The organism is Bradyrhizobium sp. CCGUVB1N3, assembly GCF_024199925.1.
Classification (GTDB): Bacteria; Pseudomonadota; Alphaproteobacteria; order Rhizobiales; family Xanthobacteraceae; genus Bradyrhizobium.
This window is the reverse complement of the sequence record NZ_JANADR010000001.1, coordinates 776,759-799,413: the sequence shown is the minus strand read 5'-3', so window position 1 is coordinate 799,413 and position 22,655 is coordinate 776,759. Positions and strand designations below refer to the sequence as shown.

Sequence of the window (22,655 nt, the reverse complement as noted above, 5' to 3'; positions counted from 1 at the left end):
AGATTTCTGTTACTTCGCCTGCAACGCGAGAGGTCGCGGGTTCGAATCCCGTCCGGTGTTCCATGCACCGGTAGCTCAGTGGACAGAGCACTTTCCGGCCAGCGCAAGCTGGCCGGGTCACAGCAATCGCCTGTTCCCGGATCGTGTCGCTTTCGTCCCCATCCCCGGTGGTGAAGAGCCCTGTTACTTCGTGATCGGCGGTGCCTCGTCTCTCCTCGGAGATTGAGCCCGCTCAACGGAGCCCGAAAGGGCAGTACAGGCTCGCCTGTTCCCCGGCACCCGTTTCCATTCCATCATCAACTTAAGAGGAGGCCGTCATGGTCAGGCTCAACAAGATCGTTCGCGCCTTCACGCGTGAGGGCGCGCGCGCCGTGCGCTTCACGCCCGAGATGGAGCTGAAGCGCGCGCTGATGAACTGCCTCCTCTGGGAGGACCAGTTCTACGAGGACGGCGTCTCGATCGCCGACCGCATCAAGGCGCTCGTGCCCAAGGTCGCTCCTGCCCACGTGGCGGAGCTTGCGATCGAGGCGCGCGAGGTCATGAAGCTGCGGCACGCGCCACTCCTCGTGGTCCGCGAGATGGCGCGTAGCGAGAAGCATCGTCCCCTCGTTGCCGATACGCTCGCGCAGGTGATCCAGCGCCCCGACGAGATGACGGAGCTGCTCGCGATCTACTGGGCGGACGCGCTCGGCCCGCAGCAGCAGCGCAAGCGTCAGCCGGTCTCAGCGCAGGTCAAGAAGGGGCTTGCCCGCGCGCTGACCAAGTTCGACGCCTATCAGCTCGCCAAGTACGACCGGGACGGCACGGTGCGGATCAGGGACGTGCTGTTCCTGGTGCACGCCAAGCCGAAGGACGCCGCGCAGGAGAAGGTGTGGAAGCAGCTCGTCGATGGCGAGCTCGCCTCCCCCGACACCTGGGAGGTCTCGCTCTCGGCCGGAAAGAACAAGCGCGAGAGCTTCGAGCGGCTGATCGCCGAGAAGAAGCTCGGCGGCATGGCACTGCTGCGCAACCTGCGACTGATGCAGACTGCGCAGGTGCCGCGCGAGACGATCGCGGACTCGATCGAGGCGATGCGGACGGATCGTATCCTGCCCTATCGCTTCATCACGGCGGCGCGCTACGCGCCGGATTTCGAGCCCGAGCTCGAAACCGCGATGCTGAAGTCGATCAAGGACCATGTGCGGCTGCCCGGCTGCACGCGGCTCCTGATCGACGTGTCGGGCTCGATGTTCGCGGCCCTCTCTGCGCAGTCGGAAATGACGCGCGCGGAGGCGGCGTGTGGTCTGGCCATCCTCGCACGCGAGATCTGCGACGAGGTCGAGATCTTCACCTTCTCCAACGAGGTCGTGAAGGTCCCGCCCCGCCGCGGCTTCGCGCTCCGGGACGCGATCATCAACTCGCAGCCGCACGGCGGAACCTATCTCGGCAAGGCCGTTGCCGAGATCGACCGCAAGGGCGACCGCCTAATCGTCTTCACCGACGAGCAGAGCCACGACCAGGTGCCCGAGCCCAAGGCGCGGGGCACGATGGTGAACGTCGCCTCGTATCAGCACGGTGTCGGTCACGGCGCCTGGACCCGCGTCAACGGCTTCTCGGAGGCCGTGATCACATGGATCGCAGCGTCAGAGATGACGTTGCACTGATGCGACCCACGAACGACCCGGGCGCGGCCTCCCGCGCCCGGGTCACTCGGTTTTACGCCGTGCCTTCACCCACACGATGCAGCCTCGCGCGGCTGCCGATCAGCTTCAGCCAGGGCGACAAATGGAAGGCGCTCATCAGCAGGTACATCGGGACCATTCCACCGAACGGCGATGCCCCTGCAGTCGAACACAATGCGTCCACCGATCCGCCACCAAGAACGGTCGTCAGCAGCGCCATGATCGCGAAGGTCGGCGCGGCCGCGAGGCGTAGCCAATTGGCCGCGCCGATCGCCGCGGTCTTGCTCACGACTTTGCGCTCGCCTGCTGTTTCCGGAACGCCGCCTCTCCGGCGTCCGACACCTCGACCCATCTCTTGTCGGGCGCCGCACCTGCCTCGTAATTGTCATGCCAGTTCCACCACTTGTAGGTCGGCGTCTGGGGATAGCCCTCGGGCGAGTCTTCCCACACCTCCTGCCGGCCGAGCGGTGTGATGTCGAGGTAGTTCCAGGTACCTCCCATCTGCTCGTCGCCGCGGTTGTTGATGAAATAGGTGCGGAAGAGCTTGCTGCCGTCGCGGAAAAACACGTTGGTGCCGTGCCACTCGCCGACGCCGAAGTCGGCGTCGAAGTCGTCTGTGATCGTGTACCAGGGTATCTCCCATCCCATCCGTGCCTTGAGGCGCGCGATGTCCGCCTGCGGCGCACGCGAGACAAAGACGAGCGTTGTATCGCGCGCGTTCAGATGAGCGAGATGGGCGACCTGATCGGCCACCATGGAGCAGCCACGGCAAGCGTGGTCGGGCCAGCCAAACACGCCCGGCTCGAAGAAAGCCCGGTAGACGATGAGTTGATGGCGGCCCTCGAACAAGTCGGGCAAGCTCGCTTTGCCCTCGGGTCCGTCGAAGGCGTAACTCTTCTCCACCGCGAGCCACGGCATCCGCCGCCGCTCGGCGGCCAGTGCGTCACGGGCTCGGGTTGCAGCCTTCTCCTTGACCAGCAACTGCTGACGCGCAGCTTCCCACTCCTGCGCCGAAACGGCATGAGTCTGCATAGCTAACCTCCTGTTTGTTGTTTGGGGCGTTCTGTCAGGCCGGCAGCCGCCGGTCGTAGTCCTGCTGAAGCCGAGCCCAGCCATCCCAGAACGGTGCCGGCTCCTCGCCGGAGATGCGCGCGACCAGAATGTCGAGATGCATGTGCCAGCCGGCGCTGACCTTGAGCATGGTCGGGCGGTCGGGCAAACGACGATGGATCACGGTGAGCACCACGCCCTTTCCCTTCGGCTCCAGTTCGAAGGTCACGTCGCCGCTGTTGCTCCAGGCAATCGAAAGCTTTCGCGGCGGATCGCACTCGGTGATCCGGCTCTGCATCCGATGCTCTTCGGGAAAACCGGCCGGGCGCCTGCTTGGGGGATCGTTGAGTTCATCGTTGCGCCAGACGAACTCGAAGGGTGCACCGCCCCTCATCTCCATCGCGCCCGCCGCCAGCCATTTGCGGCGAAGGTCGCTGTCGGTGAGATAGGCCCAGACACGCTCGATCGGTCCGGGCAGCAGACGCTGAAGCTTCAGCGTCGTCGGTTCGATCAGTTCGCCATAGGCATCGGGCTTGGTCTTTGCATCCATCGTTCTGCTCCTCACTTCTTTTTTGCCTGCGCCTCGTCTTCAGCGCGCAGCAGCGTCTCCAACGAGTCGAGTCTGTCATTCCAGAAGCGTTCGTAACGTCGCAGCCAGGCATCGGCTTCCGCGAGCCGTGCGGCTTGCAGCCGACACAGATGGGTACGGCCGCGGATCGTGCGTGTGACGAGGCCTGCATTCTCCAGCACCCGAACGTGCTTCGAGGCGCCCGCGAAACTCATGCTGAACGGTGTCGCGAGCTCCCCGATCGTGAGCTCCCGTTCCGCCAGATGACCAAGCATTGCCCGCCGCGTCGGATCCGCGAGGGCGTGAAAAACGGCGTCGAGATGCGAGAATTGTTCAACCATGTGGTTTAACATAAGCGCCCGGGATCGATTGTCAACCGACCGGTTTAATTATTTTTGACGAAGTTCCGGCAGCTCCGGGCAACTCGAGCTAGCCGGCAATGCCCCGTGCGAGCCAGACAGCGCGCGCGGAACGAAGTAGGAGCAAGACCATGCGACGACCCGATCCCTACCAGGAACGTGCCCGCGAACTGTGCCTCGCCGCCGGCGTCGATCCGGATTCGCGCGTCGGCGAAGGACGCGGCCAGCCTGCCTGGTGCCTCTACCGCGACTCCGCGCGTAAAGTACATCTGGCACGCGAGGCCAACGCGGCCGCAAGCGAGATCGTCAACCTTCGCCCGCAGGAGCCGCGCTTCCAGAATGCGCCGCTGAAGATCTTCGGCGAGCACGATGAGGCGACCGTGGCGCAGATGCGCAACTGCATGGCGATCGGCAACGTCGTGTCCGGCGTGATCTGCGCGGACGGTCATCTCGGCTACGCCCAACCGGTCGGCGGAGTCATCGCCTATGAGAAGCAGATCAGCATCTCCGGCGTCGGCTTCGACATCGGCTGCGGCAACATGGCCGCGCGTCTCGACACGCGTTTCGACGACATCGCAGGTATCGTGCCCACGATCATCCGCGACGTCGCGAAGACGATCTCCTTCGGGATCGGCCGGGCCAATGCCGAGCGCGCCGAGCACAAGCTGTTCGACGATGGCGACGCGTGGCGCGAGAGCGACATGGAGGCCTATCGGCAAAAGGCCGTCGCCCAGCTCGGGACGGTCGGGTCCGGCAACCACTATGTCGACCTGATGCGCGACGAGGACGGTTTTGTCTGGATCGGCGTCCATTTCGGCAGCCGCGGTCTCGGGCATACCTCGGCGACGCGCTACCTCAAGGCCGCCGGCGGCAAGGACGGCATGAACGTCCCGCCCGCCGTCGTCGACGAGGACTCCGAGCTCGGCCGCCGCTACATCGCGGCGATGCAGCTCGCCGGGCGTTACGCCTATGCAGGCCGCGAGTGGGTCGTGGAGCGCGTCCGCCAGATCATCGGCGGCAGCGTCACCGAACGCATCCACAACCACCACAACTATGCCTGGCGCGAGACGCACAACGGCCGGGATCTGTGGGTGGTGCGCAAGGGCGCGACGCCGGCATTCCCTGGCCAGAAGGGATTTGTCGGCGGCTCCATGGGCGACGACGCCGTCATCCTCGAAGGTGTCGACAGTCCTGAAGCGAAGGCTTCGCTCTACTCGACCGTCCACGGCGCCGGCCGCCTGTTCGGACGCAAGGAGGCGAAGCGGCGCTTCACCCGCGTCGAGATGGATCGCTGGCTGAACGAGCGTGGCGTCACCCTGATCGGTGCCGACCTCGATGAAAGCCCGATGGCCTATCGGCGCCTGCCCGACGTGCTCGCGCAGCACGCCGGCACGGTCAAGGTGCTGCACACGCTGCGGCCCTTCGCCGTCGCCATGGCCGGCGAAGGCGAGTTCGATCCTTGGAAGGACTGACGCAAATGACGGGCGGGAGGCAATTCCTCCCGCTCGCACTATCTATGATGCTCTCTCGCTTCGATTGCGCTCGAACAGACGCTGCGCGAGCAGCGCGTGCCCAAGCGTACCGCCGGCCCGCACCGCTGCCGCGATGAGTGCGGCTTCCGCCACCTCCTCGCGCGTTGCACCGGCCTTCGCGGCAGCCGTCGTATGCACGTCGAGGCAATAGGCGCACTGCGTGGTGAGCGCGACGGCGAGCGAGATAAGTTCGCGATATTTCGGCGGGATCAATCCGTCCGTGCGCTCGACCGCATGGTTGAACGCCAGGAAGGCGTTGGCCTCGACCCGCGCCAGTGCCACGAAGGCCGGAATCGATTTCAGATCGTCAGGGGTTTGGTAATCCGTCATGTCTCATCTCGTCAGATATTCGCGCATCAGGGCGCGGGCGCGATGCAACCGTGCCTTCACCGTCGGCCGGGAGGCACCGAGTGCTGCAGCGATCTCCTCGATGGTCATTTCCCGGATGTCGCGCATCAGCGCGACATCGCGGTAATGCGGGGGCAGCGCCTCGAGCGCGGCCGCGACGTCCAGCCGCAGGTCAGCCTCCGGCCGTGACAACAGCGCCGCCTCAGCCTCGTCCTCTTCGGCCGGTACGACAAGCCCGGCCCTGCGCGCAAGGCGCAGACATTCGCGACGGACCACGGCGAACAGCCAGGCTGACAATGACAGCAGCGTGCGGATCGTGCCGACATGCCGGAACAGGATCCACAACGCTTCTTGCGCCGCATCCTCGGCATCCGCCGAGCTGCGACAGGTCGCGCGCGCGTAGCGGCGGATGTCCGGCTGCGCCGTCTCGAGCAACCGGACGATCGCGTGCTGATCGCCGAGCCGCGCCGCCTCGAACAGTTTTGGCGAGATCGCGGCCGCGCTCACGAGGCGCCTCCGCGTCCGATGCCGGCCATCGCGCACATCGGGCAATAGCCGACGAGCCCGGTGAGCGCAAAGCCGACGCCGCTGACGGCGACCAGCCACGCCACCGCACCCGACAGATATACGAATGCAGCGATCGCAACCGCTCCCCCGAGCGCGACCCGCATCGCCTGATGCAGACCGCCGATGTTCTTCCTGTAAAACGCCATCAAATCCTCCGACACGATGTCGAGGCGGGATGCCTCGATACAGTGAAGAGGACGTGAGGAGCGAAAAGGATTCGCGCGGCCGGCAGTTTTTTTCTCCGCCTCTCCGCCGGTCAGGCGCCAATAGCCTGGAACGCCAACCGCTTGAATTCGAAGAAGAACGGATTCCAGAAGCCCATCGCGCGCTGCGCCATCAGCACGCCGGCCGTATTGGCCGCCGGGCATATCCACCAATGCGTGCCGGCGATACCGCCCCACTGGAATTCGCCAGTCGAATTTTGGGGATCGAAAGGCGTCGGCGCGAAAGTGACGGCGCCGCCGAGCCCGAAGCCCTTGCCGGGGATCGGACCGAGCGTGGCGAAGCGGATGGTCATTCCGTCCGGAAGCTGGTTCGTCATCATCTGCCGCAGCGTCTCCGGCTTCAGCAGCATATCGCCGCCCGGCAGCAGGCTTCGCACGAAAGCGAGCATGTCCGGTAGGGTCGAGACCAGCCCGCCGCCGCCGGACAGGCGCGGAAACGGCCTGCGCCAGGCTTGCGGATAGGGTTGATCGTCATTGCGCCACAGGCCCGGCTTCATCGGATCGAGCACGTCCGCGCCGCGATAATAGGCCACCAGCCTGCCCAGCTCCGCTTCGGGCACGTGGAAGCCGGTATCGACCATTCCGAGGGGATCGAAGATGCGCGCCTTGAGGAAGACATCGAGCGGCTTGCCGGAAACGACCTCCACGACGCGGCCGAGCACGTCGGTGGCAACCGAATATTCCCATCCCGTGCCGGGATGATAGGACAGCGGCAGCTCGGCGAGCCCGTCGATCATGTCGCTCAGCGGCGTCAGCGGATTGAGGACGCGCGCCTCGTTGTAGCCCTTGAACAGCACCGTGCCGGGATCGAATATCCCGTAGCTCAGGCCCGAGGTATGCGTCAGCAACTGGCGGATCGTAATCGGGCTGCGCGTCGGCTCGGCATCGGCCAGGCTCGTTGCCCCCTGCTTCAGCACCTTGCGATTGCCGAGCTGCGGCAGGAACTTTTCGACGGGGTCATCAAGGCCGATGCGACCTTCCTCCACCAGCAGCATGATCGCGCAGGTGACGATGATCTTGGTGTTGGAGAAGGCTCGGAAGATATGATCTGGCTTGAGCGCGACGTTCGCCTCGCGATCGGCCAGCCCTACACATTGCTGATCGACCACATCGCGCCCGCGCAGCACCGCCCAGGATACGCCGGCGACGATCTCCTGATCGACGTAGCGCTGCATCGCCGTCCGTGCGGCGGAAAAATCACGTGTCCTGGCGTCCATCTGCTGCTGCCTCCCTGAGCTGGTTGAAATGGATATAACGCCGAATCCCAGGCAGGAAAGCCCTTCCTTCGAACCGGCGCCTGCGCACGCGAGCGCCGACATTTTTGTTTCGCCGCGTGTTCATCCGGCTGCGAGCAACACAACGAAAAGCCCCGCAACCATCCTGGCAACACCTGGGCAAGCCCCCGTTAAGGGCGCGACCTTTAGCCTCACACCCATGTTAGGCGTATCTCAATTCAACCACGGGTGACCGGCAATGACCTCAATCTCTGCGACCTCGACCAGTAGTTATTCTCCGCTCGACATGCTCAAGAGCGAGCTCACCAAGGAAGTCTCCGCGGGCACGATCAGCTCGAGCGACGAGTCTGCACTCTCGTCCGCGCTCGACGACATCGATTCCGCGATGAAGAGCAGCAGCTCCAGCTCGAGCTCCTCGACACCGCCTTCGCCCGACGAGATGCAGTCGAAAATTGACGATCTCATCCAGAACGAGGTGTCGAGCGGCAAGCTGACCAGCGACCAGGCGGATGAGCTGAAAAATGTGTTCGCCAACACGTTCTCCAACGGAGCCGGCGCTCCGCCTCCGCCTCCGGACGGCAGCAGCGACAGTTCGAGCTCGACGTCGAGCACGAGCAGCACCGACAGCTCCTCGTCCAGCTCGTCCTCCACCAGCACCGCTGACCTCATGAAGGAGCTGATCGCACTGCTTCAGAATGCGACCAGCCAGTCGACCTCCTACAGCTCCAGCGGCAACGCATCGTCCTCCTCTGCGTCGAGCTCGCTGCTCGTTGACTACAAGACCTGAGCCAAGGAGCCGGGTCGCAAGCGCCACCGGGCCTCATTCCTCCTTCTGAAGCACGGTAACATGCAGGCGGCGGCGGATGCTCATCCCCTGCCGCTGGTAGAGCGCGATCGCCGACGCGTTGTTGGAAAACACGTGCAGGAAGGGAGTGTCGCCCCGCGCCACGATATGGCGCGCGATCGCTCCAAGCAGCACCTGCGCATAGCCGCGTCCGCGGTGATCGGGATGCACGCAGATCGCCGTCATCTCCGTATAATTGCCGGGCTTCATCCGTTCGCCGGCCATCGCGACCAGTTCGCCACCGACGCGAATACCGAGAAACGTTCCGAGCTCGTGCGTGCGTTTGCTGAACGGACCGGGCTTGGTCAACGCGGTCAACGCCACCATCGCCGGAACGTCATCGACCCCGAGCGTGACGATCTCGGCACCGTGAAGCGGGCTCTCGAAGGGCGTGCCGATCATCTGCTCGCCCGTCTCGGCCAGCAGCACCTTGAGGCCCGCCGGCGCGGCCACCGCCTCATGCGTGAAAAGCGCGACATATTCGGACGGCAACATCAACTCGCCGAGCTCCGCATAGCTCGCTGGCGACAGATCGACCACGTCGGCGAAGGGCCCGATCGCCGACGGATAGCGCAGCGCCCGCGCACCGCCTTGCGCCAGATCCCGCTGTCGTGTTGTCAGTGCGCTCCAGATCGGCCGGTCCAGCAGCGCCAAATCGGAATCGGACACGGGCTCTATTCCTTATCGAGACTCACGATCACGGCCGCATTGGCGATGATGATGGCGTCGCCGCCCTGCTCGGCCGGAATTTCGAGGCCGCCCTTCACTGCATTGACGGTCACAGTGCCGTAAGGCAGCTCCTTGGCCACCGCCTCCTTGTCGACGGCTTCCGGATTCGGCACCGAGATGGTGACGTCGACGAACATGTCGTTGGCGGTCTTGCCGAGCATGCGGAAGAATCCGAGGCTCGAATGCCTGATCGCATCCGACACCGCGCGCCTGGCCGCCTTGGTCGCGTCCTTGCCATGGACGTCGACGCCCATACCCATCTCGGTGATACAGCGCACGCGCGTCATTCCGATTCCTCGCTTTCAGTCCATGTTTGAAACTACGTCTGCTTGTCGCGGGCCCTGAGCTCATCGACCAGCACCCGCACATTCTCCGAATAGTCGATCGGGATCGAGATCAGGTGCACGCCACCCTTCCTGAAGGCGCCATCGAGCGTCGGCACGAAACTGTCGATCGTCTCGATGCGATGGCCCTCGGCGCCGTAGGATTTCGCGTACAGGACGAAGTCGGGATTGCCGAAAGTAAGACCAAAGTCAGCAAAGTGATCGACCGCCTGCTTCCACCGGATCATGCCGTAGGCGTTGTCCTGAAGGATGAGCACGACGAGATTGAGCTTGAGCCGGACAGCGGTCTCCATCTCCTGGCTGTTCATCATGAAGCCGCCATCGCCCGCGACCGCGAGCACACGGCGCTCGGGATACAACATCGCGGCCATCATCGCCGACGGCAGGCCGGCGCCCATCGTCGCCAGCGCATTGTCGAGCAGCAGCGTGTTGGCGACCCTGGTGCGGTAGTTGCGTGCGAACCAGATCTTGTACATGCCGTTGTCGAGCGCGACGATGCCGTTCTCCGGCATCACCTGCCGGATGTCGTGCACGATCCGTTGCGGCGTCGGCGGCCAGCGCGATTCAGTCGCGCGATCGGCGATATGGCTGAGAATCTGCTCGCGCAAAGGCAGCAGCGCGCCGGCATCCGGCAGCCGGCCTTCGAGGCGGTCGGCCAGCAATTCGAGGCTCGGACCGACGTCGCCGACGACCTCCGCATCGGGGAAATAGACCTGCTCGACGCTCGCCGGCGTGTAGCTGACGTGGATCACCTTCGGGCCCGACGGCCCCATGATGAAGGGCGGCTTCTCGATCGCGTCGTGGCCGATCGCGATGATCAGGTCGGCGGCGTCGATGGCCTCGTGGACATAGTCACGCTCGGACAACGCCGCGGTGCCCATATAGAGATTGGTGCCGCCGGGAACGGTGCCCTTGCCCATTTGCGTGGTGAAGAACGGGATCTGCGTCCGCCGCACGAAATTCGCGATGCCGTGGGTCGACCGCGGCCGACTGGTCGCCGCGCCCATCATGACCAGCGGCCGTTTCGCCGCCAAAATCATCTCGGCGGCACGATCGAGCGCGGCGCGATGGGCGACGGGAATCTCGATCGGATGCACCGGGACCACCGGCACGGACGCCACCTCTTCGCCCGCGACGTCCTCAGGCAGTTCGAGATGCACCGGCCCCGGCCTCTCCTCCATCGCAACGCGGAAGGCGTCGCGGACCACGGTCGGAATGCTTGACGCGCTGACGATCTGCCGCGCCAGTTTTGTGAGCGGCTTCATGCTCGCAACGACATCGACGATCTGGAAGCGCGCCTGCCGGCTGCTCATGATCGCCTTCTGGCCGGTGATCATGATCATCGGCATCGCGCCAAGATGTGCATAGGCCGCTCCCGTCGACAGGTTGAGCGCACCCGGGCCGAGCGTGGAGAGACAAACGCCGGGCTTGCCCGTCAACCGTCCATGGGTAGCGGCCATAAAGGCAGCGGCCTGCTCGTGGCGGGTCAGGATCAATTCGATCTTGGAGTTGCGCAAGGACTCGACCAGGTCGAGATTTTCCTCGCCGGGAACGCCGAAGATTCGGTCGACGCCCTCATTCTCGAGAGCAGCGACAAACAGATCCGACCCCTTCACCATCCGTGCCTGGCCGCTCATGTCGCCTCCCCTCAACGATGCCTCCCGGCATTTCGCCGGAACGTTTGGACGGCATGGTAGCCGCCCGTGATGACAACTCAACTCACAAATGCGGCGCCCCGCCTTACGTACCGCGTCCGCCGAAGCGGTCGCCTGACGTCACAATGCCCGCGGATAATGTGACGAGGCAAAGGAGCGCACCGAGCATGGCGAACGCCGTCGGAAGGCTCGCGATCCGTGCCACGAAGCCGACACCGGCAGGCCCGACCAGAACGCCGGCGTAACCCGCGGTGGTGATTGCGGCCACGGCTAGGCCCGCGGGCATCGCTTGTTGCGAGCCCGCCCGGCGAAACAGCACCGGCACCAGGTTCGAGGCGCCGAGGCCGATGAGCACGAACCCGGCCATCGCAATGGCGGCGATCGGTGCAATCAGCAGCACGACGAAGCCTGTAATCGCCAGCATGCTGCCGACGACCAACGTGGCGCGATCGCCGACCCGCGCCACCACGGCATCGCCGGCGAGCCGTCCTGCGGTCATCGCAATCGAGAACAGCATGTAGCCGAGGCCACCTTGCGTGTCCGGCACCAGGCCGGCGCCCACGATGAGCAGCGCGCCCCAATCGAGCATGGCGCCTTCGACCAGGAAAGTAACGGCGGCGAGCAGCGCGAGCAGCAGCACGATTCCGTGAGGCAAAACGAACAACGGCCCATTCTGCACCTGCGCGCTACGCAGCAGGAGCGGCCAGGCCGCGATCATCGCGACCAGCATCAGGACCGACGCGATCAGCGTGCTCGCGAGCGGCCCGAGATGAACCGACAGCAGCAGTGTCATCAAGCTCGACCCGGCAAATCCGCCGATGCTGAACAACGCGTGGAAGCCCGACATCAGCGGACGCGTTGCGGCCCGCTCCACCTCAACCGCGTGAATATTCATGGCGACGTCGATCGAGCCGAGCGCCGCACCGAACACGAACAGGGCGAGGCCCAGCGCGGCCGGCGTGCTCGCGACGACAAGCCACGGCAGGATCACTGCGAGGCCAAAGCCGCCGGCGAGAACGATCGGCTTGCTGCCGTAGCGCGCGCTCAAGGCGCCGGTCAGCAGCATCGCGGCAACCGAGCCAATGCCGAGGCAGAGCAGGAGCAGGCCGAGGATGCCGTCGTCGACCACGAGCCGCTCCTTGGCAAACGGCACCAGCGGCGCCCAGCAGGCGATGCCGAAGCCCGCGACGAGGAAGGACAGGCGTGTCGCGAGCCGGGTGGCCGGCCGGTCGGCTGACAGCGTGTGCATGGGAACTCCGCGGGGGCTGAGGATTCGAACAGCCGCAGGTAATGTGTGCCTCGGGCAAAACTGTGAAGACGCATGGAAGTTTCGGCTTGTCGGGCCTCGCGCACTCGGCCAATGATCTTGCCGCACCTCTTCGCCTTTTGCCCGACATGACTCCCAAACGCTTCGAAGCCCATTGCCTGCGACTACCCGCCGCAACCAAAGTGGTGCAGTGGGAAGGCACCTCGGTGTTCAAGGTCGGCGGCAAGATGTTCGCGCTCGCGCGTGGCTTCGTCGAGCAGTCCGGCGGCTTCATGTTCAAGACGTCGAACCTGGCTTACGCGATGCTCATCGAGCAGGGGCTTGCTCGGCCTGCTCCGTATCTGGCGCGGGCCAAATGGGTGCAGCTCGTCGCCAACGACGCCCTGCCCGACCCCGAGCTCGCCGCCTATCTCGACCAGGCCCATGCGCTCATCGTTGCGAAGCTGACGCGCAAGGCGCGGAAGGAGTTGCGGCTGTCGTGACGATCGCGACTGGCCCAAAGTCGTAAAGGTGATTTGCCCGACGGCACAAGCCGATTTCGTTTTCATCGAAAACAACCCATGCAAAGTAGCAATTTGGCCTGGATCGTCCGGGATGCCGCATGCAGATCTCCCGCCCCCGGTCACAGCCTCGCCTGCGCAAAAATGCCGGCGATCCAGTCGAGAAAGACGCGCAGCCGCAGCGTGAGCTGGCGGTTCTGCGGATAGAGCGCGAAGAGCGGGGTCGGCGACGGCGGGAAGCCGGCCAGCACCTCGACGAGCGCGCCGCTGGCGAGATCCTCAGCGAAGCGATAGCGCGGCGCCTGCATGAGGCCGAAGCCGAGCCGGGCGAGATCGGCCATGGTGTCGGAATTGTTCACCCGGATCCGGCTCGGCAGCACGATGTGCCGAAGCGTGCCCGCGACGGAAAATTCCAGCGGCAGCACGTCACCGGTGCGCGACGAGACGAAGGCCACCATCTGGTGCCCGTCGAGCGCGTCGGGCGTCGCCGGCACGCCGTGGGCGGCAAGATAGGCCGGGCTTGCCACCGTGATCTCGGCGATGGTGCCGAGGCGTCGCTGGATCATCCCGCTGTCGTCGGGCTCACCCGAGCGGATCACGCAATCGACGCCCTCGCGCACGAGATCGACCAGACGGTCGCCCTGCCCGATCTGCAATTCGAGCAGCGGATAGTGCGCCAGGAATGCCGGCAGATGCGGCAGGATGAAGGTGCGGGTGAGCAGCGGATGCGCATCGATGCGCAACAGGCCCCGCGGCCGCGCGTCGCGCATCGCCGTCTCGGCCTCTTCGACCTCTGCGAGAATGGCGACGCAGCGCCGATAAAAATCCGCGCCGTCGAGCGTCGGGGTGACATGCCGCGTCGTGCGTTCGAGCAGACGCGCACCAAGACGCGCCTCGGTGCCGCGCAACACCTCGCTCGCGGTCGAACGGGGAATGCCGAGGTCGGCGGCCGCAGCAGTGAAGCTGCGCCTTTCGACGAGGCGAACGAACAGGCGCATGGCGTCGAAGCGGTCCATGCTGGATTGTTCACCATATCCGACAAGTGATGACAAGTAGCTGGCAATTATCCGGCCATGGCGATCAGATATCTCCTGTCCAGGGAAAGACAGGAGCGGACCATGACCAATCACACTCAGCGCGTTGCCATCGTGACCGGCGGCTCCCGCGGCATCGGCGCCGCGATCGCCCGCCGGCTTGCGCGGGACGGCATCGCCATTGCGATCAACTATGCGAGCGGCCGCGCCGCCGCGGACGAGCTTGCCGCGTCCATCGTAGCTGCCGGCGGCCACGCCATCGCCGTGCAGGCCGATCTGGCCGATCCCGCGACGCCGGCGCGCCTGTTCGAGGCGGCCCAGCGCGCCTTCGGCGGGGTCGACATCATCGTCAACAATGCCGGCATCATGGAGCTCGCACCGCTCGCCGAGATGACCGACGCCGCGTTCGCGCGGCAGATCTCGATCAATTTGGAGAGTGTCTTCCGCTGCTTGCGCGAAGCGGCGCGACGGCTGCGCGACGGCGGCCGCATCGTCAATTTCTCCTCCAGCGTCGTCGGCCTCTACCAGCCCGGCTACAGCGTCTACGCCGCAACCAAGGCCGCGGTCGAAGCCATGACGCACATCCTCGCCAAGGAACTCGGCAGCCGGCACATCACCGTCAATGCGGTGGCACCGGGGCCGGTCGAGACGCGGATGTTCCTCGAGGGCAAGACCGAGCAGCAGGTGCGCGCCATCGTCGGCATGAATCCATTCGGCCGGCTCCGCCAGCCCGACGATATCGCCGGCCTCGTCGCCTTCCTCGCCGGCGCCGACAGCGGCTGGGTCAACGGCCAGATCATCCGCGCCAACGGCGGCGTGATCTGACGCCCGGCACGACGCGCCGCAAGGAGATACCCATCATGCCCTTCGCCAACATCAAGATCCCGCAGGCCGCGCTGTCACAGACGCAGAAGGCGGAGATCGTGCACCGCCTCACCGCGCTGTTCGTCGACTATTTCGGCGAGGCGGCGCGACCGCACACGATGGTGCTGATCGAGGAGGTACCCGACGGCGGCTACGGCCACGCCGACGAGGTGTTCGTGATCCCGGAGGCCCATCGCGCGAGCGATGGCGGCGCAGTGGTTACGCCACCTTCAGGCTGAGCTCGGTCCCGCCCTTGAGCGGCAGCGTCATCGACACGAAGCCGCTTTTGGGATCACGCATGAACTCCAGGAAATCGGGCTCGGCATTGTCGTTCATGACGTAGCCGCCGATGCGAAGCTGCGGCGCGACGATCTCGATCACCCGGCGCGCGAGCGAAGGACCCTCCTCGCCCGGCCAGCCGTCGATCAGGATGAAGTCGACGGGGCCGCCGAGATCGCGCAGCGTCTGCCGCGCATCGCCTTCGCGAATCTCGGCGTAGGCGGCAAGGCCCGCCTCGTCGAGATTGCGCCGGGCGGCAACGACCTTGGCCGGCACGATCTCCGAGCCGATCACGGTGCCGCCGCCATTGTCGCGCATCGCCGCCGCGAAATAGAGCGTCGACATGCCGACCGAAGTCGCGAACTCGGCAACGCGCGTCGCGCGCATGCCGCGGCACAACAGGTAGATCAGCTCGCCCTGCTCGGGATGAATCGAAAAGCCCTGCTCGGCATAGGCATGCGGATCGCGGCTGCTGAATCCGCCGCGCGGACCGCCGCCCGTTGGACGGCGACGCGCGGCCTGCATGCGTTCGATCACGGCATTGATACGCTCATCCTGAATCGGGCTGTGCGGTTGATCTTGCGACATGATCGTATTCCCTTCAGCTCTGCAGAATCTCGGCCGCCGCGCGGTCGAGAATTTTCGCGATGCGCCGCGCCTCATCGGCATCGCAGCCGTGCTTGGCGCGCAGCGCGCGCTTGAGGCCATGGCGGGCGCGATGCAGCTCGTCGGAGGCATCGCCATTGAGATCGCTGACGCCCGCAAAGGCCTCGCGCACTTCGTCCATGCGACGTCCGATCCGCGACAGCGCCTGAAGGATCGCATCCGCGGTAGCGCGATGCTCGGCGAGATGGGCCTGGCCCTGCGTAGTGATGCTGTAGCGCTTGCGGCCGGCGTCCTGCTCGACGCTGGCGTGCCCGACCTCTTCGAGATAGGTCAGCGCCGGATAGATCACGCCGGGGCTCGGGCTGTAAAAGCCATCCGAGCGCTCCTCGATGGTCTTGATCAGCTCATAGCCGTGCGCCGGTTGGTCGGCGAGCAACGCGAGGATGACGAGCTGGAGGTCCTGCGACGAAAGCCGCCGCGCGCCCGGAAAGTCGGCGCCACCGCCGCGTCCGAAGAAGCCATGACCGCCACGCCCAAATCGATGCCGCCCGCCGTGCCGCCCCATGGCGAATGCGAAGCGGAATTCCCGGTCGTCTCTGTCGTGTCGATCGTGGTGCTTGTCTCGAAACATATCTTACGTCTCCTATGAGAGATATATCGTAAGATATGTTTTGAGATTGGAAACGCAAACCACAAGGCCGTGATTGATCTCGCGGGGCCGCTTCACCGGCAAATGCAGCGTCAAGGCTTGACACTCTGCTGCCATACCGCTGGTATGTCAGTTATGCTCGCCACGTCCCTGGGGCGCGACCGCGCCTATGCCCAACTCCGCGACCTCGTGATCTCCGGCGAGTTTGCTCCCGATGAGCCGCTGTCCGAACGCAGCCTGTCGACCCGGCTCGGGCTTGGACGCACACCGATCCGCGAGGCGCTCAAGGCCCTCGCCCAAGACGGCCTCCTCACCATCCATCCGATGCGCGGCACCTTCGTGCGCCAGATGTCGTTCGATGATCTCCGCGAGATCCACGAGTTGCGCCTCGCGCTCGAAGGCATGGCGGCCTATCTCGCCGCGACGCGTGGCCCGACAGAGGCGCTCAGAAGCTGCGCGGAAGAACTACGCAGGATCCCGGCGGGTGCGGTACTCGATGTCGAGGAGGCGCAGCAGATTGGCTGGGCCTTCCACGACGAGCTGTTTCGCGCCACCGCCAACGGCCGGCTGGCGCAGGCCTATGACAATCTGCGCGCGCAGAGCGGCCTCGCGCTCCAGAAGATGCGGCAATACAGCGTCGAACGCACGCGTCAGGCCATCAACGAGCACCTCGATATCTACGCCGCGGTCGCGGCGAACGATCCCGACGCCGCGCAGCAGCGCATGTGGCGACATCTGTCGTCCGCCTTCGAGGCGCGGCTGACGGCGTTAGGCGCCATCCGCACGCAATATCCCGGACAAGGAGACCATCGCGTATGATCCGGCTGTTGTTCAGATTGCCACTCGTGTTCCAGATGCTGAGCGGGCTCGCCCTCGGCCTCTGCGTCGGACTGCTCTGGCCGGACTTCGGCGCGAGCCTGCGCCCGATCGGCACCGCCTTCGTCGAAGCGGTGAAGATGATCGTCATCCCCATCGTGTTCGCCTCCGTGACGCTCGGCATCTGCCGGATGGGGCGTGAGCTGAAGGTTCTCGGGCGCATAGCTGCGATCAGCCTCGGCTATTTCTATCTCGCCACCGTGATCTCGATCATCATCGGCCTGCTCCTCAACGCCATCTTCCATCCCGGCGCCGGCGCACCGCTGGCTGCGACCGGCAAAGTGCCCCAAAACCTCGCGGTCTCGGTCGACTGGATCAAGTTCTTCATGGACATGATCCCATCCAACATCGTCGCGGCGATGGCCGAGCAGAAGATTTTGCCGACGCTCGTCTTCGCCATCCTGTTCGGCCTCGCGCTCGCCTCGGTGGGCAAGGTCGGCGAGCCCATGATCGCCGTGCTGGAAGCCGTCATCGCGGCGATGTTCAAGATCACCAAATGGATCACATCGCTCGCGCCGATCGCCATCTTCGCCGTCATGGCATGGCTGTTCGCCACACAGGGCCTTGCCACCGTGGTCGCGCTCGCAAAGCTGGTCGGCGTCATGTATCTCGGCCTTGCCATCATGGTCGCGATCTTCTGGCTGATGCTGCTTGCGATCGGCGAGAGGCCGATTGCCGTGACCAAAGCGGTGATGGAGCCGATGATCCTGGCCTTCTCAACCCGCTCCTCCGAGGTGACACTGCCGCTGCACATGGAAAAGCTGCTGGCGATGGGCGCCTCCGAGCGCATCGTCTCGGTGGTGCTGCCGCTCGGCTATGCCTTCAACCGCGACGGCGCCATCATGTATTTCGCGCTCGCCGTAACTTTCCTCGCCGAAGCCTATGGCGTGACGCTGACCTGGTCGACGCTGTTCACGATCGTCATGGTCACGACGATCGCGAGCAAGGGCAGCGCCAACGTGCCCTCGGGCGGGCTGGTGGCGATCGCCATGGTGCTGTCGGCGATCGGGCTGCCGATCGAGGCGCTCGCGATCATCGCCGGGGTCGACGCCTTCCTCGACATGGGCCGCACCGCGATCAACGTGTTCGGCAACACAGTTGCGGTGAAGCTGGTCGAGCGGTTCGCCGGGGACGTGCTGGCGGATGAGACAGAGCCCACGGCAGCCGGACTGCAAGTGCAGGACGCCTGAATGAACGCAGACCAGCCGATTGTCGATCTGCGCAGCGACACCGTCACGTTTCCGACAGAAGCGATGCTGGAGCGCATGCAGCGCGCGCCGCTCGGCGACGACAGCCGCGACGGTGATCCGACCGTCCGCGCGCTGGAAGACCGCGGTGGCACTCTGACGGGCAAAGAGTCCGCCCTCTTCGTTCCCAGCGGCACGATGGGCAATCTGCTGGCGATGCTCGCCCATGCCGAGCGCGGCATGGATGTCTTCGCTGACAGCAGCGCACATCTGCTCAATTCCGAGCTCGGCAGCGTCGTGACGATCGCGGGGCTCGTGCCGAATCCGATGCCGGGCCACCGCGGCGCGATGAAGGAGGCGGCGCTCACAGAGGCGATTCAAGCGTCAGCCCGGCCCGGCCTGATCGCGATGGAGACGACGCATAACGGCGCCGGCGGTGCCGTGCTGCCTTTGTCGCATATGGAACGGATCCATGCGCTCGGACAGACGAGCGGAGTTCCCGTCCATCTGGACGGCGCACGTCTCTTCAACGCCTCCATCGCGCTCGGCGTGCCGCCGGCGCATATCGCTGCGCATGCCGACAGCGTCATGTTTTGTCTCTCCAAAGGGCTGAGCGCGCCGGTCGGCAGCCTGTTGTGCGGGCGCGCAGAGTTCATTGCGCGGGCGCGCGGCTTGCGAAAACTGGTCGGCGGCAACCTGCGCCAGGCCGGTATCGTCGCCGCTGCTGGCCTCGTCGCGCTGGAGACCATGGTCGAGCGCCTGCGCGAGGACCATGCCGCTGCAAGACGGCTGGCCGCTGCCCTCACCTGGCTTGATCCGGCGCTCGCCGAGCCCCACCACGTAGAGACCAACATCCTGCGCATCGACCTCTCTGCGAGCCCGCACGATGCAGCCGCCTGGGCCGACGGTGTGAAGCCACACGGCATTCTCGTGCAGGCAAGCGGGCCGAGGCAGCTCCGCCTCGTCACCCACCGCCACATCGACGACGCCGCAGTGAGGCGCACGATCCGGGCGTTCGCGGCGGTCGGCGGGCGACCTCGCCCCGTGGACCCAGCAACGGATTGATCGCGCAACGGTCATCGCCGGCGCCGTAGCATCCGGCTTTGACACAGGCAGCGCCATGGAACCCGACCTCGCGTTCGTTCGCACGTGGCGTTCGGGCTGCGCCGACATGCAAGCTGACACATTTGGCGCGCAACATTCGCGGCGCACGGACATCAAGGGAGGAACCCATGGCCACCGCGGAAAACAGCAAGGCTGCCGGCACTCCGAAATTGCGCAGCGTCGATTTCAAGCTCGAGATCGTCGTCGTGCCGGTATCCGACGTCGATCGCGCCAAGGCATTTTACGCAAAGCTCGGCTGGCGGCTCGATGCCGACTTCGCCTCCGGCAACGACTGGCGCGTGATCCAGTTCACCCCGCCGGGATCGAATGCCTCGGTCATCTTCGGCAGGAACGTCACGCCGGCCAAGCCCGGCTCCGCGCAGGGCCTGTACCTGATCGTCTCCGACATCGAGGCCGCCCGCGACACGCTTGTTGCCCGCGGCATCGAGGTGGGCGAGGTCTTTCACGGCAGCGGCGATACGCATAGCGGTGCGGACGAGCCCTACATCTCCGGCTCGCGACGCGTCAGCGGCCCGGACCCTGCGCGCGGCAGCTATCGCTCCTTCGCCTCGTTCCGCGATCCCGATGGCAATGGCTGGCTGCTCCAGGAGATCACGACGCGCCTGCCTGGCCGTGTCGAGGCCGACACGACGTTCAATTCGACAACCGAGCTCGCAAGCGCGCTGCGGCGCGCGGCCACAGCCCATGGCGAGCATGAGAAGCGGACCGGCGGCAAGCACGATGAGAACTGGCCGGATTGGTACGCTGACTACATCGTGAAGGAGCAGGCAGGCCAGCCGCTGCCGAACTGACCGGAACCGGCGTAGGGCTTAGTCGTCGTCCTACGTGGTCGAGAAGGACAAGCCGCTGCTGACGCCGGTGAAGTAGATCTGGGCATTGACCGCCGAGATTATCTGACTAAAGTCAGATATATGCTCGACCCCATTTCCCGCGTCCGCCGCTTCAACCGCGCCGTCACCTCCGCCGTCGGTGCGCTCGATACCTCCTTCCTCGGCCGCGGCCGGCCCCTGGGCGCCGCGCGTGTGCTCAACGCGATCGGGCATGGGCGCGAGGACGTCGCCGAGATCCGTGACTATCTGGGCCTCGATTCCGGCCTGATGAGCCGCCTGCTCCGCAGTCTCGAGGAGGAAGGGATGGTCGAGACAAGCCTGCATGAGGACGACGCGCGTCGTCGCGTCGCCCGGCTGACGCGCGCGGGCCGGCGCGAGTTCAATGCCTATGAGGCGCTGTCCAATTCGCAGGCCGAGGCCCTGCTCGCCCGCCATTCGCAAGCCGACGCGCTGCTGGCGGCGATGGACATGATCGGTTCTGCGCTCGGGCAGAGCCGCACCACACTGACTGAGATGAACCCGCGCGGCGACGAGGCGCGCTATTGCCTCGGCGAGTATTATGCCGAGCTCGGACGCCGCTTCAAACAGGGCTTCGACGTCAAGCTGTCGCGCGACCCCGACGCCAAGGACATGGTGCGCCCGCGCGGCAGCTTCATCGTGGCGATGTCGGATAGCTTGCCGATCGGGTGCGTCGGACTGAAGGGAACCGACCACGGCTATGCGGAGATCAAGCGGCTGTGGGTCTCTCCGTCCGCGCGCGGTCTGGGGCTTGGCCGGCGCCTGATGGACGCGGCCGAGAGCGCTGCGCGCGAGCTCGGCATCACCGTGCTGCGGCTCGACACCAACAGCGCGCTGCCGGAAGCGGGCCAGCTCTACCGCCGCACCGGCTGGAGTGAGATCCCGCGCTTCAACGACGACCCCTACCCGGATTTGTTCTTCGAAAAGCGGCTTGCCCCTTAGCCTCGTCATTCCGGGTTCGATGCTTCGCATCGCCCCGCAATGACGGCCTGATTACTCACGCCGTCGCCGCTGCAGGCTCCGCTTGCGGCTTTGCGAACGGGCGGAACGTCATCGCCATCAGGAACGCGCAGAGGCCGAGCGCCCAGGAGCCGATATAGAGCCAGGCGTAGCTGGAGAACGCATCAAAGATCAGGCCGCCGGCGAGCGGCCCCGTCGCCATGCCGAGGCTGCCGGCCATCGCCGTGCCGCCGATCACCGTCCCCATCATACGCAGCGGAAAATTGTCGCGCGCCAGCGAGGCGTAGAGCGGCATGGTGCCGGCATAGATGAAGCCGAACACGGCGGCGACCGCATAGAACGTCGCGAGCTGGTGCGCGAAGACGTAAGCGAGCGCGCCGAAGGCTTGCGCCAGCAGGCCCAAGACCAGCACGCGCTTGGCACCGAAACGATCCCCCATGAGACCGAAGGCGATCCGGCCGCCCATGCCCGCAAAGCCCTCGACGCTGTAGATCGTCACCGCCGAGATCAGCGGGATGCCGCAGCTCACGGCATAGCTGACGGTGTGGATGATCGGCCCGGAATGCGTCGCGCAGCAAAAGAAGTTGGTCGCGACCAGGATCAGGAATTGCGGCGAGCGCAGCGCCTCCGACAGCGACATCTCGGCCTGCGGCGCGCCCGCTTCGGACGTTGCGGCCTGCGGGTTTGCCAGCGCCGGCGGGCGGCGCACCAGCAGCGAGGCCGGGATCATGATGGCGCCGACCACCAGCGCCACGAGCTGCATCGAGGTGCGCCAGTCATGGCTGGAGACGAGCCAGGCAGCGAACGGTGCCATCGTCATCGGCGCCATGCCCATGCCGGCCGACACTAGCGAGACCGCAAGGCTGCGGTGGGTGTCGAACCAGCCCGTCACCGTCGCCATCATCGGCGCGAAGATCGCAGCACAGGACGCACCGACCAAGAGCCCGAAGATGAACTGGAACGCGATCAGCGAGGTCGCGTGGCTCGCGAGCGTCAGGCTCAGCGTCAGCACGACCGATCCCGTCAGCACCACCGGCAGCGGCCCGAACCGGTCGGTCAGCGTGCCCCAGGCCATGCTGGTGAAGGCCATCGCGAGAAAGCCGATCGTCATCGCGCTGGAGATGCCCGTCACCGACCAGCCGGTATCCTTGGCGATCGGCTGCAGGAACACCGGCAGCGAAAACATGCCGCCGATCGCGACACAGCCAAGCAGGCCGCCGGCGGCGACGATCACCCAGCGATAGTTGGAAGGGGTCATTTTGGGTCTCCCGTCAAATCTCTCTGGATGAAAGACGAATGGGAACGACGCGGGCCGACACCGGAATTGACGGGACACGAAATTTC

27 protein-coding genes are annotated in these 22,655 nt (G+C 65.5%); 11 read left to right on the top strand and 16 right to left on the bottom strand.

Annotated elements, in window-relative coordinates:
- Positions 1–317 precede the first annotated feature (317 nt).
- The gene (locus tag NLM33_RS03670; protein WP_254094769.1) at positions 318–1,643 is read left to right on the top strand and encodes a TROVE domain-containing protein; all 1,326 of its coding nucleotides are present in this window, start codon (positions 318–320) and stop codon (positions 1,641–1,643) included.
- Between the two features lie 52 nt (positions 1,644–1,695).
- On the opposite strand, the gene NLM33_RS03665 is transcribed toward NLM33_RS03670, so the two are convergent.
- Genes NLM33_RS03665 through NLM33_RS03650 form a run of 4 tightly spaced genes read right to left on the bottom strand, consistent with a single transcriptional unit; the run spans position 1,696 to position 3,620 of the window.
- Complete coding sequence (locus NLM33_RS03665) at positions 1,696–1,950, bottom strand: hypothetical protein (RefSeq protein WP_254094768.1); 255 nt, start codon at positions 1,948–1,950, stop codon at positions 1,696–1,698.
- On the bottom strand, positions 1,947–2,693 hold the full coding sequence (locus tag NLM33_RS03660) for a DUF899 domain-containing protein (RefSeq protein ID WP_254094766.1): 747 nt from the start codon (positions 2,691–2,693) through the stop codon (positions 1,947–1,949). The genes NLM33_RS03665 and NLM33_RS03660 overlap by 4 nt, the downstream gene beginning before the upstream one ends.
- 34 nt (positions 2,694–2,727) lie before the next feature.
- Positions 2,728–3,261 carry an SRPBCC family protein gene (locus tag NLM33_RS03655; RefSeq protein WP_254094764.1) on the bottom strand — a complete coding sequence of 178 codons (534 nt, stop codon included), beginning with the start codon at positions 3,259–3,261 and terminating at the stop codon, positions 2,728–2,730.
- Positions 3,262–3,272: 11 nt separating this feature from the next.
- Entirely contained in the window at positions 3,273–3,620 is a 348-nt protein-coding gene (locus tag NLM33_RS03650; protein ID WP_254094762.1) for a helix-turn-helix transcriptional regulator, read from the bottom strand.
- A gap of 149 nt (positions 3,621–3,769) precedes the next feature.
- Between NLM33_RS03650 and NLM33_RS03645 the strand changes: the two genes are divergently transcribed.
- On the top strand, positions 3,770–5,110 hold the full coding sequence (locus tag NLM33_RS03645) for an RtcB family protein (protein ID WP_254094760.1): 1,341 nt from the start codon (positions 3,770–3,772) through the stop codon (positions 5,108–5,110).
- A gap of 42 nt (positions 5,111–5,152) precedes the next feature.
- Here the strand turns inward: NLM33_RS03645 and NLM33_RS03640 are convergent, their stop codons facing one another.
- The 4 genes from NLM33_RS03640 to NLM33_RS03625 form a co-directional block, all read right to left on the bottom strand.
- Positions 5,153–5,500 (bottom strand): carboxymuconolactone decarboxylase family protein, encoded by a 348-nt coding sequence (locus NLM33_RS03640; protein ID WP_254094759.1) that lies wholly within the window; start codon positions 5,498–5,500, stop codon positions 5,153–5,155.
- 3 nt (positions 5,501–5,503) lie between these two features.
- Complete coding sequence (locus NLM33_RS03635; protein ID WP_254094757.1) at positions 5,504–6,025, bottom strand: RNA polymerase sigma factor; 522 nt, start codon at positions 6,023–6,025, stop codon at positions 5,504–5,506.
- The gene (locus tag NLM33_RS03630; RefSeq protein ID WP_254094755.1) at positions 6,022–6,231 is read right to left on the bottom strand and encodes a DUF2892 domain-containing protein; all 210 of its coding nucleotides are present in this window, start codon (positions 6,229–6,231) and stop codon (positions 6,022–6,024) included. Before NLM33_RS03630 ends, NLM33_RS03635 begins: the two co-directional genes overlap by 4 nt.
- A 110-nt stretch (positions 6,232–6,341) precedes the next feature.
- Complete coding sequence (locus NLM33_RS03625) at positions 6,342–7,526, bottom strand: serine hydrolase (protein ID WP_254094753.1); 1,185 nt, start codon at positions 7,524–7,526, stop codon at positions 6,342–6,344.
- A gap of 256 nt (positions 7,527–7,782) precedes the next feature.
- Between NLM33_RS03625 and NLM33_RS03620 the strand changes: the two genes are divergently transcribed.
- Positions 7,783–8,331, top strand: coding sequence for a hypothetical protein (locus NLM33_RS03620; protein ID WP_254094751.1), 549 nt, complete (start codon positions 7,783–7,785; stop codon positions 8,329–8,331).
- 33 nt (positions 8,332–8,364) lie between these two features.
- Here the strand turns inward: NLM33_RS03620 and NLM33_RS03615 are convergent, their stop codons facing one another.
- The 4 genes from NLM33_RS03615 to NLM33_RS03600 form a co-directional block, all read right to left on the bottom strand.
- Complete coding sequence (locus tag NLM33_RS03615; protein ID WP_254094750.1) at positions 8,365–9,057, bottom strand: GNAT family N-acetyltransferase; 693 nt, start codon at positions 9,055–9,057, stop codon at positions 8,365–8,367.
- Between the two features lie 5 nt (positions 9,058–9,062).
- Positions 9,063–9,404 carry a Lin0512 family protein gene (locus tag NLM33_RS03610; protein ID WP_254094749.1) on the bottom strand — a complete coding sequence of 114 codons (342 nt, stop codon included), beginning with the start codon at positions 9,402–9,404 and terminating at the stop codon, positions 9,063–9,065.
- 32 nt (positions 9,405–9,436) lie between these two features.
- Positions 9,437–11,080, bottom strand: coding sequence for an acetolactate synthase large subunit (locus NLM33_RS03605; protein ID WP_254105638.1), 1,644 nt, complete (start codon positions 11,078–11,080; stop codon positions 9,437–9,439).
- Between the two features lie 121 nt (positions 11,081–11,201).
- Positions 11,202–12,365: an MFS transporter gene (locus NLM33_RS03600; RefSeq protein WP_254094748.1), complete on the bottom strand. Its 1,164-nt coding sequence runs from the start codon at positions 12,363–12,365 to the stop codon at positions 11,202–11,204.
- 146 nt (positions 12,366–12,511) lie between these two features.
- Between NLM33_RS03600 and NLM33_RS03595 the strand changes: the two genes are divergently transcribed.
- Positions 12,512–12,865 (top strand): MmcQ/YjbR family DNA-binding protein, encoded by a 354-nt coding sequence (locus tag NLM33_RS03595; protein WP_254105637.1) that lies wholly within the window; start codon positions 12,512–12,514, stop codon positions 12,863–12,865.
- A gap of 140 nt (positions 12,866–13,005) precedes the next feature.
- Here the strand turns inward: NLM33_RS03595 and NLM33_RS03590 are convergent, their stop codons facing one another.
- Positions 13,006–13,899: a LysR family transcriptional regulator gene (locus NLM33_RS03590; protein WP_254094747.1), complete on the bottom strand. Its 894-nt coding sequence runs from the start codon at positions 13,897–13,899 to the stop codon at positions 13,006–13,008.
- Positions 13,900–14,001: 102 nt separating this feature from the next.
- Between NLM33_RS03590 and NLM33_RS03585 the strand changes: the two genes are divergently transcribed.
- Both NLM33_RS03585 and NLM33_RS03580 read left to right on the top strand, forming a co-directional pair.
- Positions 14,002–14,742, top strand: coding sequence for an SDR family oxidoreductase (locus tag NLM33_RS03585; RefSeq protein ID WP_254094746.1), 741 nt, complete (start codon positions 14,002–14,004; stop codon positions 14,740–14,742).
- 35 nt (positions 14,743–14,777) lie between these two features.
- Complete coding sequence (locus tag NLM33_RS03580; protein WP_254094745.1) at positions 14,778–15,020, top strand: 4-oxalocrotonate tautomerase family protein; 243 nt, start codon at positions 14,778–14,780, stop codon at positions 15,018–15,020.
- On the opposite strand, the gene NLM33_RS03575 is transcribed toward NLM33_RS03580, so the two are convergent.
- Positions 15,001–15,648: an O-methyltransferase gene (locus NLM33_RS03575; protein WP_254094743.1), complete on the bottom strand. Its 648-nt coding sequence runs from the start codon at positions 15,646–15,648 to the stop codon at positions 15,001–15,003. The genes NLM33_RS03580 and NLM33_RS03575 overlap by 20 nt on opposite strands.
- Before the next feature lie 13 nt (positions 15,649–15,661).
- Positions 15,662–16,297, bottom strand: a complete 636-nt coding sequence (locus NLM33_RS03570) for a PadR family transcriptional regulator (RefSeq protein WP_254094742.1) — start codon at positions 16,295–16,297, stop codon at positions 15,662–15,664.
- Positions 16,298–16,450: 153 nt separating this feature from the next.
- On the opposite strand from NLM33_RS03570, the gene NLM33_RS03565 reads away from it, so the two are divergent.
- From NLM33_RS03565 to NLM33_RS03545, 5 genes are all read left to right on the top strand, one after another.
- Positions 16,451–17,134 carry a GntR family transcriptional regulator gene (locus tag NLM33_RS03565; protein WP_254094741.1) on the top strand — a complete coding sequence of 228 codons (684 nt, stop codon included), beginning with the start codon at positions 16,451–16,453 and terminating at the stop codon, positions 17,132–17,134.
- A complete protein-coding gene (locus NLM33_RS03560) occupies positions 17,131–18,381 on the top strand; it encodes a dicarboxylate/amino acid:cation symporter (protein WP_254094740.1) in 1,251 nt (416 codons plus the stop codon). Before NLM33_RS03565 ends, NLM33_RS03560 begins: the two co-directional genes overlap by 4 nt.
- On the top strand, positions 18,382–19,443 hold the full coding sequence (locus NLM33_RS03555) for a GntG family PLP-dependent aldolase (protein ID WP_254094739.1): 1,062 nt from the start codon (positions 18,382–18,384) through the stop codon (positions 19,441–19,443). It begins immediately after the preceding gene.
- 167 nt (positions 19,444–19,610) lie between these two features.
- Positions 19,611–20,294 carry a VOC family protein gene (locus NLM33_RS03550; RefSeq protein WP_254094737.1) on the top strand — a complete coding sequence of 228 codons (684 nt, stop codon included), beginning with the start codon at positions 19,611–19,613 and terminating at the stop codon, positions 20,292–20,294.
- Between the two features lie 120 nt (positions 20,295–20,414).
- Positions 20,415–21,293, top strand: coding sequence for a helix-turn-helix domain-containing GNAT family N-acetyltransferase (locus NLM33_RS03545; protein WP_254094735.1), 879 nt, complete (start codon positions 20,415–20,417; stop codon positions 21,291–21,293).
- A 55-nt stretch (positions 21,294–21,348) separates the two neighbouring features.
- Here the strand turns inward: NLM33_RS03545 and NLM33_RS03540 are convergent, their stop codons facing one another.
- Positions 21,349–22,569, bottom strand: coding sequence for an MFS transporter (locus tag NLM33_RS03540; RefSeq protein WP_254094733.1), 1,221 nt, complete (start codon positions 22,567–22,569; stop codon positions 21,349–21,351).
- Positions 22,570–22,655 lie beyond the last annotated feature (86 nt).

Coding starts and splice junctions, on each gene's coding strand:
- NLM33_RS03670 (WP_254094769.1), top strand. CDS start 318: ATGGTCAGGCTCAACAAGATCGTTCGCGCCTTCACGCGTGAGGGCGCG.
- NLM33_RS03660 (WP_254094766.1), bottom strand. CDS start 2,693: ATGCAGACTCATGCCGTTTCGGCGCAGGAGTGGGAAGCTGCGCGTCAG.
- NLM33_RS03655 (WP_254094764.1), bottom strand. CDS start 3,261: ATGGATGCAAAGACCAAGCCCGATGCCTATGGCGAACTGATCGAACCG.
- NLM33_RS03650 (WP_254094762.1), bottom strand. CDS start 3,620: ATGGTTGAACAATTCTCGCATCTCGACGCCGTTTTTCACGCCCTCGCG.
- NLM33_RS03645 (WP_254094760.1), top strand. CDS start 3,770: ATGCGACGACCCGATCCCTACCAGGAACGTGCCCGCGAACTGTGCCTC.
- NLM33_RS03640 (WP_254094759.1), bottom strand. CDS start 5,500: ATGACGGATTACCAAACCCCTGACGATCTGAAATCGATTCCGGCCTTC.
- NLM33_RS03630 (WP_254094755.1), bottom strand. CDS start 6,231: ATGGCGTTTTACAGGAAGAACATCGGCGGTCTGCATCAGGCGATGCGG.
- NLM33_RS03625 (WP_254094753.1), bottom strand. CDS start 7,526: ATGGACGCCAGGACACGTGATTTTTCCGCCGCACGGACGGCGATGCAG.
- NLM33_RS03620 (WP_254094751.1), top strand. CDS start 7,783: ATGACCTCAATCTCTGCGACCTCGACCAGTAGTTATTCTCCGCTCGAC.
- NLM33_RS03610 (WP_254094749.1), bottom strand. CDS start 9,404: ATGACGCGCGTGCGCTGTATCACCGAGATGGGTATGGGCGTCGACGTC.
- NLM33_RS03605 (WP_254105638.1), bottom strand. CDS start 11,080: ATGGTGAAGGGGTCGGATCTGTTTGTCGCTGCTCTCGAGAATGAGGGC.
- NLM33_RS03600 (WP_254094748.1), bottom strand. CDS start 12,365: ATGCACACGCTGTCAGCCGACCGGCCGGCCACCCGGCTCGCGACACGC.
- NLM33_RS03595 (WP_254105637.1), top strand. CDS start 12,512: ATGACTCCCAAACGCTTCGAAGCCCATTGCCTGCGACTACCCGCCGCA.
- NLM33_RS03590 (WP_254094747.1), bottom strand. CDS start 13,899: ATGGACCGCTTCGACGCCATGCGCCTGTTCGTTCGCCTCGTCGAAAGG.
- NLM33_RS03585 (WP_254094746.1), top strand. CDS start 14,002: ATGACCAATCACACTCAGCGCGTTGCCATCGTGACCGGCGGCTCCCGC.
- NLM33_RS03580 (WP_254094745.1), top strand. CDS start 14,778: ATGCCCTTCGCCAACATCAAGATCCCGCAGGCCGCGCTGTCACAGACG.
- NLM33_RS03575 (WP_254094743.1), bottom strand. CDS start 15,648: ATGTCGCAAGATCAACCGCACAGCCCGATTCAGGATGAGCGTATCAAT.
- NLM33_RS03570 (WP_254094742.1), bottom strand. CDS start 16,297: ATGTTTCGAGACAAGCACCACGATCGACACGACAGAGACGACCGGGAA.
- NLM33_RS03565 (WP_254094741.1), top strand. CDS start 16,451: ATGCTCGCCACGTCCCTGGGGCGCGACCGCGCCTATGCCCAACTCCGC.
- NLM33_RS03560 (WP_254094740.1), top strand. CDS start 17,131: ATGATCCGGCTGTTGTTCAGATTGCCACTCGTGTTCCAGATGCTGAGC.
- NLM33_RS03555 (WP_254094739.1), top strand. CDS start 18,382: ATGAACGCAGACCAGCCGATTGTCGATCTGCGCAGCGACACCGTCACG.
- NLM33_RS03550 (WP_254094737.1), top strand. CDS start 19,611: ATGGCCACCGCGGAAAACAGCAAGGCTGCCGGCACTCCGAAATTGCGC.
- NLM33_RS03545 (WP_254094735.1), top strand. CDS start 20,415: ATGCTCGACCCCATTTCCCGCGTCCGCCGCTTCAACCGCGCCGTCACC.
- NLM33_RS03540 (WP_254094733.1), bottom strand. CDS start 22,569: ATGACCCCTTCCAACTATCGCTGGGTGATCGTCGCCGCCGGCGGCCTG.